10 protein-coding genes and 3 tRNA genes are annotated in these 10,814 nt (G+C 54.6%); 1 reads left to right on the forward strand and 12 read right to left on the reverse strand.

The features are described from left to right. The 12 genes from HMPREF3164_RS06305 to HMPREF3164_RS06360 all read right to left on the reverse strand — a co-directional run. A partial coding sequence (locus HMPREF3164_RS06305; protein WP_141744111.1) for a hypothetical protein occupies window positions 1–572 on the reverse strand: 572 nt, incomplete at its 3' end. Between the two features lie 22 nt (window positions 573–594). Beyond that, on the reverse strand, window positions 595–1,098 hold the full coding sequence (locus tag HMPREF3164_RS06310) for a hypothetical protein (protein ID WP_048753423.1): 504 nt from the start codon (window positions 1,096–1,098) through the stop codon (window positions 595–597). A 31-nt stretch (window positions 1,099–1,129) separates the two neighbouring features. Next, window positions 1,130–1,414: a hypothetical protein gene (locus HMPREF3164_RS06315; RefSeq protein ID WP_070449695.1), complete on the reverse strand. Its 285-nt coding sequence runs from the start codon at window positions 1,412–1,414 to the stop codon at window positions 1,130–1,132. 469 nt (window positions 1,415–1,883) lie between these two features. After that, window positions 1,884–2,804 carry an ABC transporter substrate-binding protein gene (locus tag HMPREF3164_RS06320; RefSeq protein WP_210398373.1) on the reverse strand — a complete coding sequence of 307 codons (921 nt, stop codon included), beginning with the start codon at window positions 2,802–2,804 and terminating at the stop codon, window positions 1,884–1,886. Between the two features lie 83 nt (window positions 2,805–2,887). Beyond that, entirely contained in the window at window positions 2,888–3,634 is a 747-nt protein-coding gene (locus tag HMPREF3164_RS06325) for an ABC transporter permease (RefSeq protein WP_070449701.1), read from the reverse strand. Then, window positions 3,631–4,323 (reverse strand): ABC transporter permease, encoded by a 693-nt coding sequence (locus tag HMPREF3164_RS06330; RefSeq protein ID WP_070449705.1) that lies wholly within the window; start codon window positions 4,321–4,323, stop codon window positions 3,631–3,633. The genes HMPREF3164_RS06325 and HMPREF3164_RS06330 overlap by 4 nt, the downstream gene beginning before the upstream one ends. A gap of 1 nt (window position 4,324) precedes the next feature. Continuing rightward, the gene (locus tag HMPREF3164_RS06335; protein ID WP_070449707.1) at window positions 4,325–5,230 is read right to left on the reverse strand and encodes an ABC transporter ATP-binding protein; all 906 of its coding nucleotides are present in this window, start codon (window positions 5,228–5,230) and stop codon (window positions 4,325–4,327) included. A 337-nt stretch (window positions 5,231–5,567) separates the two neighbouring features. After that, a tRNA-Phe gene (locus HMPREF3164_RS06340) sits at window positions 5,568–5,640 on the reverse strand. 73 nt (window positions 5,641–5,713) lie between these two features. Continuing rightward, window positions 5,714–5,787 (reverse strand) — tRNA-Asp (locus HMPREF3164_RS06345). 67 nt (window positions 5,788–5,854) lie between these two features. Then, window positions 5,855–5,927 (reverse strand) — tRNA-Glu (locus HMPREF3164_RS06350). Window positions 5,928–6,338: 411 nt separating this feature from the next. Then, window positions 6,339–7,742: an FAD-dependent oxidoreductase gene (locus HMPREF3164_RS06355; RefSeq protein ID WP_070449710.1), complete on the reverse strand. Its 1,404-nt coding sequence runs from the start codon at window positions 7,740–7,742 to the stop codon at window positions 6,339–6,341. A gap of 659 nt (window positions 7,743–8,401) precedes the next feature. Next, window positions 8,402–8,737 carry a DUF2218 domain-containing protein gene (locus HMPREF3164_RS06360; protein ID WP_048780084.1) on the reverse strand — a complete coding sequence of 112 codons (336 nt, stop codon included), beginning with the start codon at window positions 8,735–8,737 and terminating at the stop codon, window positions 8,402–8,404. 322 nt (window positions 8,738–9,059) lie between these two features. Between HMPREF3164_RS06360 and HMPREF3164_RS06365 the strand changes: the two genes are divergently transcribed. Next, a complete protein-coding gene (locus HMPREF3164_RS06365; protein WP_070449713.1) occupies window positions 9,060–10,523 on the forward strand; it encodes an NCS2 family permease in 1,464 nt (487 codons plus the stop codon). Window positions 10,524–10,814: the final 291 nt, after the last annotated feature.

Genomic DNA, 10,814 nt, shown 5'->3' on the forward strand with positions numbered 1-10,814 from the left:
TCCTGAATCAAGTTCTGATCCTCGTCAGACTCAGGCTCAGCCCAACGCTCATTCACAATACGAAACGCCAACTGCCCCAATACATACGACATATTCACCCAGTTGCTATGAAGCTCTATCCCTTCATCAAAATACCCTTCATCATTATACGGACCATCAATATATAATCCATCCTCAAAATTATTGTCACGATCTGTCCGCTCATAGTATCCAAAATCACGAATACGACGATATTCAACCTTTTCAACAAACCGGAGAAAAGTACGCCGCAACACATACGTACGCGTAATCTCCACATACGCATTCCGATACCACACATAAAACAACAGACCTGCTACAGGACATGACATCAAAATTCCCTGACATATACCGTCAAAACGATTAAAACGGAAATAAAAATACAGAAATAACACTAATGCCACAAGAGAAACAGCCCAAAATCCGTATGCAGCCAAAAGAAGAAAACCCATCCGATGGATATTCTTTTTACCTGTAGACTTCCCTCGATTACGTTTCGACTGAAAACTTCTACCTAGTGCAGAGATTATAGGACCTAAAAATGCATTATCCACGTAGAATCACTCCTTTTTATCCCTATTCTGAGGTGCTCTCTGGAGTTGCGTTATGACTTTCTATTGTATTAGAAGAATTGGAACTATTTGATGGTTTAGAGTCTTTCTTAATATTTGCATTAAACTTGGCAACGGTTTTGGGATCCCACTGCTTCTTCAACTCATCCACCGCTGTATCACTCGCAATCTCCCACGCGTTTTTATCCTTAACCTGAGCACGATTACGGGCATCAGGATTTTCCCCTGGATGCTTTGCCATATATTCGTCCCTGTCCTTACGCAGAATTTCATTCTGTAAAGGAGCTGTAGCTGCAGACTGAGGAATATCGACCATACGATTTAGCCCTTCGGATGCCGTATTCTTAAGGGTAGCGGAACCCCAGCGCTGCAATTTGCTCCCCTCTTTTGCATTACGGACTATGGGGAACTTTGTGTAATCGGTGCTATCAAGCTTCATTTTAGGGATTGTCTTGATGCCAGATCCGAGTCCTTTCATCGTGCCTCCGGTTGCAGCACTCAGCATCATGCCACGCACACTCCAGTCGTCCCCGGCATTCTTACTGTAGTCGTAGGCTCTTATATTTCTGAAGCTCATTGGCGGCATCGGAGAGCGCATCGCCCAGCCGTTTTCCATCGCGAAGAGCAGTTTCCGTGTTGTGCGCGAAAAGATCCGCGTACGGTCCGGCAAATTCGGTCATCGCCTGATCGCGAGCGCCTGAACGCTGGGTGGAGTCCGTGGTGTGCAAATATTCGGAGGCTTCACGCAGCTGACGCATCAGCTGGTCTGCTCTGCCGTTATCGAAGTGCACGTCTTCTTGTGAGGCTTTATATTCTTCAGACATCAGGAACTCCCCCGGAAGTGTGTAGTTTCAGATGGTGTGATGCTCACGAGCACACTCTGCCCGCGCCAAAGCAGATGGGCATAATGCGCCGCGCCTCTTTAACTGAGGCTTGATCAGGCATGACATCTTCCGTATAAGCAACGATCACTGGCGTATTCGCGCTCTAGTTCCGTGAACGCATTCACATTTCATGGACTACGGAAGTTTCACTCAAGGCTATCTACTTTAACGTTGAAGGTCAAGGATATTTGGGAGCATTCTTGAACGTGTTTCATCGTGCGTATACAGTTGTGGTGCCCTCTAGTACACCGCCTACACAAAGAGCTTTGATCGTGAATAAAGCGGGATTGCCAACGCTTTATTCACGATCAAAGCTCTTTGCACTTCAAGGAATGGATGCCCCAACCGGCATATGCTGAGCACCAGAACCTAGCGGTATCCAGCACCCAGCGCAGAAAAGGAAGAAAGGCTACAACATCCCCTTATCTTTGAGCCAGTTTGCCGCTGCCGTGGATGGGTCCAGTTTCTTATCGCCGGATACCTCGTCATTGAGCGAGCGTAAATCGTCGGTCGTCAGCACCGCGCTGATGCGGTTCAGTACCGCCTGCGCATCCTCGGGAACCCGTTTGGTGTTGATAATGGGGAGTACCTGCTGCGCCGGGATCATGTTTTTCGGGTCTTCGAGCATCACAAAATTGTTCTGTGTAATTGCCGGGGTGGTCGAGTACAAATCTACAACCTGCACGGTGTTATCCTGCAGGGCTTTGACGGTAAGTGCCCCTCCCCCATCCGCAAGCGAGACGAATTCCGCCGGAACGCACCCGTACTTATCTTTGAGCCCCGGAATTCCATAGGCGCGTTCGGCAAATTCGGGAGCGGCACCAATCTTCAGTTCGGTACAGACCTTCGCCATATCATCCAGGGTGTGCAGATTGTATTTCTGGGCGGTCTGCTGGGTGACGACTAAGGTATCTTTATTTTCCGCCTGCGAGGCGTCCAGAGCCTTGAGGTTTTTATCCAGCACCCCACCGAGCGCCTGCAGAATCTCTTGTTTAGTCTGCGCTGTGGAATTCTCGTCAAGATACAACAGCAGGTTGCCCGAGTATTCGGGAACCACGTCGATAGCCCCGGAGGTAAGCGCCCCCAGGTAGGCTTCACGCGCGCCAATCCCCAGCTGGGTGCTCGATTTAAACCCGTTTTTATTTAGCGCTTGGGAGTATATTTCGGCGAGAATCTGCGACTCTGCGAACGCTGCTGACCCCACGATAATACCGTCGTGTTCACCGCCGAAAACGTTTTCGCCGCTCAGCCCGCAGGCGCTCAGCGTTCCCAGCGTCCCGAAGGCACCGAGGACACCCAATGCCCGCCGCCTGGTAACGCCGCGTGCCATTCCAGTCTCCGCTGTTTCACGGTATTTCTTGCTCTTTCCGGAAAGAAAAGAACGATCGTTCGTGTTTCGGCGATGCACCAGGCTCATGCGTGCGCCCCTTCCGTGTGCGAGTTTGCCGCATCCAGTGCGCTCTCGTGTTTCGGTTGCCCATGACGTTTGGATGCGCCTCCACCCCGCAAGGGCACGGGGGTCACGGCCCGCTGCGCTAGGGCCATAATCGCATCCACCACGAAGGCGAGCACAGCTACCAGCAGGGTTGCCACGAGCATACGCGGATAGTCCCGCACCGCCAGCCCATCAAAAAGGTACCGGCCCAGGTTATTCCCATTAATGTAGGCGGCAATAGTCGCGGTCGCGATCACCTGCAGCACCGCGCTGCGCAGACCACCCATAAACACCGGAAGACCCAGAGGAATCTCAACCCGGCGAAGAATCTGCCCTTCGGTCATGCCTTGGGCGCGTGCCGCATCCACCGCATCCGGGTCAATCCCGGTCACGGCTTCGAGGGTATGCGCCAGCAGGGGCGCTACCGCGATAATCACGAGCACAACGAGCGGCGGAATCGCGTTAACACCAAACCAGAGAGCCAGCAGAGTCAGCAAACCCAGGGCGGGCAGAGCGCGCAAAGCGGCGGTAACCCCCAGCAGAGCGTGCCCGCCGCGGCGAGTATGCCCAGCCCACAGACCCAAAGGCACGGCAATCACTAGGGCAATCGCAACCGCAAACACGGTGATGCCCAGATGCTCAATGGTGCGCGCAAGAATGCCCTGAGGCCCTTGCCAGTTGGTGCCATCACCCAGAAAAGCGAAGGTGCGTTCTATAACATTCATGCGGTCCTCCAGGCGGTCAGGCGCCGTGCCGTGAGGGCAAGAAGCGCATCGGCGAGGTAGGCGAGGGCAGCACTGAGCACCACGCCCGTGATAAGTTCGGCAGGGATACTACGCGCTAGTCCGTCGGTAAAAAGCGTGCCGAGCGAAGAAACACCAATAACCGCGCCCACAGATACCATCGCAATATTCGCCACCGTCGCCACGCGGATACCGGCAAAAAGCACGGGCAAAGCGAGCGGTAATTCCACCGTGAAAAACGCACGAGCCGGGGTGTACCCCAGGGCGCGCGATGACTCCACTACGTGCTCGGGAACCGCGTTAAAAGCGTCTACCCCGGAACGCACCATCAGCGCCATCGTGTAGATCGTGAGCGCCACGAGCACGTTCACCGGCGAAATAATGCTGGTTCCTAGAATCAGCGGCATGAGCACGAAGAGCGCAATCGACGGGATTGTGTAGAGCAGCCCGAAGCCGTGCACCAGGGCGTGTGCACCACTCCGGTAGGTTTTCGCGCCGTCTTCCCGCGCGCGGCGTCGGCTCGCATACCGCGCCACCGGAATCGACAGAGCGGTTCCCACAAGTACCGGAATAATGCCCTGGTACAGGTGATTGAGGGTCAAATCAAGGACGCGCTGGATGTTATTTCCCAACCAGTCCCAGTGCATCGAATCTGCCAGCAACAGGTTCATACTATCCCCGCCCAGAGGTTGATGCGGTGCCCTCGCCCGATACTGCGGCTTCGCGTGTGCGGCGGTAGCGTTCGCGGCGAATATACCGCACCTGGCGCATCACATCGGCAGGCAGCAAGGCACCCACGGACTGGCTAACGAAAGATTCCACAAAATCATTAGCGGGATTCGTCAGGATCTCTTCGGGAGCGCCGTACTGGGCGAGCTTGCCGCCGGGGGCGAAGACCGCAATATTATCGCCGAGGAATAGGGCCTCATCAATATCGTGGGTTACGAAAACAATGGTCTTATGCAGCTCGCCCTGCAGGCGCAAAAGTTCTTCCTGCAGTTCGGTGCGCACAATCGGATCGACTGCAGAAAACGGCTCGTCCATGAGCAGAATGGAGGCATCCGCCGCGAGCGCCCGCGCGACTCCCACGCGTTGGGCCTGCCCGCCGGAAAGCTGAGCCGGGTAGCGCTGCGCTAAGGACGCATCCAAACCCACGGTACCCAGAAGGTCAAGAGCGCGTTCTTTCGCCTGCGATTTGGAGGTGCCGTTCAACAGGGGCACGGTCATAACGTTCTCAAGCACGGTACGATGCGGCAACAGCCCGCCGCTTTGCATGACGTACCCGATGGATCGGCGCAGCTTGTAGGGGTCTTGATCTGCAATATTTTGCCCGCCGATGGTGATCGTGCCTTCCTGCGGCTCGACCATGCGGTTGATCATGCGCAGGGTGGTGGTTTTACCGCACCCTGAGGAACCGACGAAAACGGTGGTTTCACCGGCGGGGATGCTCAGAGTCAGGTTATTGACCACGGTGTTAGCGCCGTAGCGTTTGGTGACCTGGGAGAATTCGATTCCCGCAGTGCGTGTTGCCTGCGCGGAGTTCGACGGTATGGTGTCTTGGGGAATGGGTGCTGGCATTCGATCTCTTCCGTATGCGCCGGTTTTGCCGCCGTGTGTACAGGTGTTGTCCAAAATAACACAACGTCTCCACCCTAACGGAAATTCCAAGAAATTGAAACGAACCGGCGTGTTTACCGCTCTGCCAGCTACTACTCTCCTCTTCCCTAGTGTAAAAAGAGCCTTGATTTCAAGAAAGCGTCGAAAAATACTCTTGCTTGAAATCAAGGCTCTTTTAACAGAAAAAGACTGCGGGCGTACAAAATATAATTCACAAGACATAGAATACGCAGGCTTGAGACCAGGGCGCGGTTAAAGAAAAATCCGCCCCCACTGTAGAAGCCTGGAGGGCGGATTGTGGCTCCGACCGGCGTCGATCCGGTGACCTTACGATTTTCAGTCGCACGCTCTACCAACTGAGCTACAGAGCCTTGCGCATCGAAGCAGATACGCAACGACCGCGTCTTCGTGATGAATTTCTTCACCTGAATCACGCGGCCAGAGCGACCCCGACGGGACTTGAACCCGCGACCTCCGCCGTGACAGGGCGGCGCGCTAACCAACTGCGCTACGGGGCCTTGTTGGATTCGGCAGGGGTATAATCTGCTTCTTCAACATGGCTTTGCAAATCTGAGGATTTGCAAGTACCCCCAACGGGATTTGAACCCGTGCTACCGCCGTGAAAGGGCGGCGTCCTAGGCCGCTAGACGATGGGGGCCTAGTCGATGCGAACGGGTTCTTTTTCGTCCCGTCGTTCGAACCTCAACTAGTCTATGACAGATTTTTAAGCCGTGCAAGCCGGATTCTTCAAAAACTTCTTCATACCCGCCACACTCCCCCTTCTAAGATACCCTGCTCACCTACATAGCTACTAGTCAGAACGTATTTTATAGTCACCAGAAATTTCTCAAAATTTTTCTGAATAACCCCCGCAAACAGCGCGAAATGACCGGGTAAGTGCCGCGCATCCCCTACACAGGTTCAGCAAAAAGGCGTAAAATATGCCGCGCGCACGCGCACACTATGATTTTGATACAAGAAATCCCCGCCGGTTTCGGGCTGTGCCGAAGACCCGGCGGGGATTCTTCATTGCGGCTCATGTACCGCAGAAAATCGCTGCGTACAGCTATTACTCGCCGCGCGAAATACGAATCATCTCATCACGGTCAACAACCTTCACACGCTCACGCGGCTCACCCTTCGCATCCTGTGATGCCGCACCGAGCGCCTTTTCGTGACCGTCCAGACGGTGCCAGCCTTCCCAGGTGGTATAGCGAATGCCCTTAGAATCCAGGTAATCGCTGAAGGTGTCAGCATCCGGTTCGGGAGCGGTGTACAGATTCTCGCGATCCTCCAACAGGTGGGTGATGGTTTCAAGCGCATCGCCCTTCGTGGAGCCAATCAGACCTACCGGTCCGCGCTTAATCCACCCGGTAGCGTACAGACCGGGCACGTGCTCGCCATTTTCATCGACCACACGGCCCTCAACGTTAGTAATCACGCCCTTATCAGCGTCATAACCAACCTCGGGCAGCTCAGATCCGAAGTAGCCGATCGCGCGGTACACGGCCTGCACGGGGTAGTCCACGAACTCGCCGGTGCCCTCGATACCGCCCTTACCGTCAAGCTTATTGCGTTCCATGCGGATACCCACAACCTTGCCGTCCTCACCCAGAATCTCGTGCGGGGACTGCAGGAAGTGCAGGTGCAGGCGGCGCGATGCTGTCTGCTCGCCCTCCTCCTGGTCGGTAAGCCAGGTGGTGAGGGTCTTCATCATGGTCTTAACCTGGTTATTCGTCTGAATAGCTTCGTCCGAAGCCTCGTCGAACTCGAAGTCCTCTTCGTAGAGCACAATATCGACATCGCGGGAATGAGAGAGCTCGCGCAGCTCCAAGGGGGTGAACTTGATCTGCGCGGGGCCGCGACGGCCAAAGACGTGCACATCGGTCACGGGCGAAGATTTCAGCCCTTCGTACACATTCTCGGGAATTTCGGTGACGAGCAGATCATCGGCGTGCTTAGAGAGCACACGCGCAATATCCAACGCCACGTTGCCGTTACCTAGCACCGCGATTTCCTTCGCGTTTAGCGGCCAGGTGCGCGGGTAATCGGGGTGACCGTCATACCACGAGACGAAGTCGGCAGCACCATAGGAACCGTCCAGGTCGATGCCCTTAATAGGCAGGGGCGCATCGTAAATAGCGCCGGTCGCAAAGATAATGGCGTCATAATGCTCGCGCAGGTCGGCAAGGTTCAAATCCTTACCGTATTCGACATTGCCGAAGAATCGAATATCACCGCGGTCAAGTACCTTATGTAGGGCGGTGATAATGCCCTTGATGCGCGGGTGATCGGGCGCCACACCGTAACGAATGAGCCCGAAGGGCGCGGGGTAACGGTCAAAAATGTCGATAGAAACCTCAACGGCTCCAGAGCGTACTTCCTCAGATTTGGTGAGCAGATCGGCGGCGTAGATACCCGCAGGACCCGCACCTATAACGGCAACGCGCAACGGGCGTGCAGCTTCAGACACGTATTTTTCCTTTCAAAGTTCACCCATAGGGCGAGCTTAGCCTTAACATCCTTGCTTATTTTAGCGGTCATGCCTGAGCAAACGCAGAAAACATGAGCTGAACCACTCAAAAGACACATTTTTCATGTTTTTATCCCAAGGATTTTGAAGGCTCCATCATTAATATTCCTGTCACGACTTCGGAATATGTGTGCGAGCACAAAATTCGTCGCCTGCGTTACGAGAACACACTAAAAGTTCAGGATGCTCATAGCGAGCGCCTAAGGGTGCATCGCCCCCAGGCGATGCGGGACCCCTTGTCAAGCGAAGCATGAGCATCCTGAACTTTATAACGGTTGTCAGCTAAGCCGCAGCGACTTTACGACTCTCGACGGGGTATTCCGCATCCGGTTCGCCGGTGAGGCGGTTGCAGCGCAACCCGAAAGTCTATAGAACACCACATAAAGCCACAAAAACCCTAATAGTTATTTTCTCCTGACCTGTATATTTGTAGGGTAAAGTTTCTTAAAATATTTTTCCGTCATAAAACGCAATAAAACCCACCGATGCAGTCTCGGTGAGTTTTATTAGCCCGCGAGCAGGTGGCTTTTGGCACGAACAGGTAGGAAAATCCTACCTTTTCGGCGAAATCCTACCTGCTCGCAGAATGAATACAGGGGTTAGACCGCGTGGAATTCCACGACTAGTTCTTCGCGCTCGCCAAAACGCACAAGGTGACGCTCCAGCACGCCTGCAAGGCTCTGTGCTTTCTCGTCGTCTTCGGCACGAACCTCCATGATGAGCGCATGGTTCGCATCATCGGCTACCAGATCGCCATACCCACGAAAGATACCGTCGCGATTAAAGATTAAGCGCAATCCACCAGGAATTTCCTCGGTACTAATTTTGCGACCCATATGTGAGCCAAGCTGTTTAATATAACGTGCCGGGCGGTCGGTACTGACCGTGGAACGCTGACGAACGGGCAGAGATTCTGCGGCTGGATACTCACTCATAACAACCTTCTTCATGCTTCAGGATGCGCGCCCAGCGCCAATTCCCAGGCGGCACATATCATCCTTAGGTAACCCTTATCTTAGCAGTGTTGTGAGCGTGTGCCGATGGGGTTTCGCCTACAGCGCGGGTGGTGCCCTCATGGAAAACTTACCGCCTAAAAGCGACCATCATGCGCAGACGCAAAGAAGTAGCCTTTTACGGGTTATTCCCCCTAGAATGTTGTAGTAACAAGAGCGTCACGCCCCACGGCTGGCGCTTTTCTTATGCGCATCCCCAACCGGCGGTTGCGCGCCCTACGAGAGTATCTACGGATTTTCACGAATGTCTTCTGAGAACACCGCGGCTCCCCAGACGCCTAAACCCAGCAGTTCGGGCGGCACACTGGACCGTTACTTCAACATTACCGAGCGTGGCTCAACTATCAGCACCGAAATTCGCGGCGGTTTAGCGACCTTCTTCGCCATGAGTTATATTGTGGTGCTCAACCCGCTTATTCTCGGCCTCACGCCCGATTCATCCGGACGTTCCCTCGGCGTGCCGCAGGTTGCCGCCATGACCGCGCTTGTTGCAGGCGTGATGACCATTCTTCTAGGCGTTTACGCCAAACACCCCTTCGCGATGGCGGCGGGACTGGGCGTGAACGCGCTGCTGGCGACTACGATAGCCACGACTCCTAACCTCACCTGGCCGCAGATTATGGGGTTGGTCGTGTGGGCGGGTGTGCTCATGACCGCCCTCGTGCTGACCGGTTTCCGCACCGCCGTTTTCGACGCCGTGCCCGAAAGCCTGAAAACCGCAATCGTGGTGGGTATCGGGCTCTTTGTCGCCTTTGTTGGGCTGGTGAACGCCGGAATTATTCGCCGTGCAGAGACCGGATCAACCCCTGTCGTGTTCGGTGTTCACGGGCATCTGCTCGGCTGGCCCACTCTCGTGTTTATTGTGGGGTTGTTCCTGACCATTATTCTGTATGTTCGTCAGGTGCGCGGCGCTATTCTCTACGGCATGCTCGCATCCACGGCACTTTCGCTTATTCTGGAGGCGGTCGCCCCCTCCGGCAGCGTGCATGCTAACCCTCTTGGCTGGTCGCTTAACGTGCCCACCTGGGACGGCAGCGGTTTTGGTCTGCCCGATTTTTCGCTTCTGTTCTCCGCAGATCTTTTCGGCGCCTTCAGTTCTTTGGGTGCAATGGCCTCAATTCTGCTGGTGTTTACCATCCTCATTTCGGCGTTTTTCGATGTGATGGGCTCCATCATGGGTATGGCGGTCGAAGCCGGTTCTATCGATGAAGACGGCAAGATCGAAGACATCGACCGTCTGCTTCTGGTAGATGCGCTGGGCGCGGTCGCCGGTGGCGGCACCTCAACCTCAACCAACCAGGTATTCGTGGAGTCGGCAACCGGTATTGGCGCGGGAGCCCGCACAGGTCTGGCAAATGTGGTGACAGGTGTGCTCTTCCTGGGCGCTATTTTCCTCTCTCCCCTGGTGACGATTGTCCCCTTTGAGGCGGTCGCCCCCGCAATGGTGTTCGTCGGGTTCCTGATGGTGCGCCAGGCGGTTAATGTTGATTGGAACGATCTTGCCCTGGGAATTTCGGCCTTCTTGACGATCGTCATCATGCCGCTGTCGTATTCGATTGCGCACGGTATTGGTGCCGGGTTTATTTCGTACACGGTTATCCGTGTGGCGACCGGTCGCGGACGCGAGGTGCACTGGCTCATGTACGTGGTTTCGGCGGTGTTTGCGGTGCATTTCGGAATGGGCCTGATTGAGGGGTGGATGCGTTAGAGCATCTTTCTCTCTCCCCCCCCCATCGTAAAAGAGCCTTGATCGTGAAAACTTCAGTCACAATCAAGGCTCTTTTTATCACCTATTTTTACCCCTAAAGGCGGATATACATCCCCGCACCCCGCTAAAGACCTGAGAATTTCCTGTCAGTAGCGCATTGAGGGTTAAACGTCATAGAATAATGTGGTAACAAAAGCGTCACACCCGCCATAAGGGTTGGGCGCTTTTCTTATTGCGGCGCAAACCCGCGCGCGCATCCTACGAGAGTATCTACGGATTTTCACGAATGTC

The sequence above is a fragment of the Rothia sp. HMSC08A08 genome (genome assembly GCF_001808385.1).
GTDB lineage: Bacteria > Actinomycetota > Actinomycetes > Actinomycetales > Micrococcaceae > Rothia > Rothia dentocariosa.

What these genes read in the sequence shown, in the direction of transcription:
- HMPREF3164_RS06365 (WP_070449713.1), top strand. Translation starts at nt 9,060, where the DNA reads ATGTCTTCTGAGAACACCGCGGCTCCCCAGACGCCTAAACCCAGCAGT.
- HMPREF3164_RS06325 (WP_070449701.1), bottom strand. Translation starts at nt 3,634, where the DNA reads ATGAATGTTATAGAACGCACCTTCGCTTTTCTGGGTGATGGCACCAAC.
- HMPREF3164_RS06320 (WP_210398373.1), bottom strand. Translation starts at nt 2,804, where the DNA reads ATGGCACGCGGCGTTACCAGGCGGCGGGCATTGGGTGTCCTCGGTGCC.
- HMPREF3164_RS06315 (WP_070449695.1), bottom strand. Translation starts at nt 1,414, where the DNA reads ATGTCTGAAGAATATAAAGCCTCACAAGAAGACGTGCACTTCGATAAC.
- HMPREF3164_RS06330 (WP_070449705.1), bottom strand. Translation starts at nt 4,323, where the DNA reads ATGAACCTGTTGCTGGCAGATTCGATGCACTGGGACTGGTTGGGAAAT.
- HMPREF3164_RS06360 (WP_048780084.1), bottom strand. Translation starts at nt 8,737, where the DNA reads ATGAGTGAGTATCCAGCCGCAGAATCTCTGCCCGTTCGTCAGCGTTCC.
- HMPREF3164_RS06310 (WP_048753423.1), bottom strand. Translation starts at nt 1,098, where the DNA reads ATGATGCTGAGTGCTGCAACCGGAGGCACGATGAAAGGACTCGGATCT.
- HMPREF3164_RS06335 (WP_070449707.1), bottom strand. Translation starts at nt 5,230, where the DNA reads ATGCCAGCACCCATTCCCCAAGACACCATACCGTCGAACTCCGCGCAG.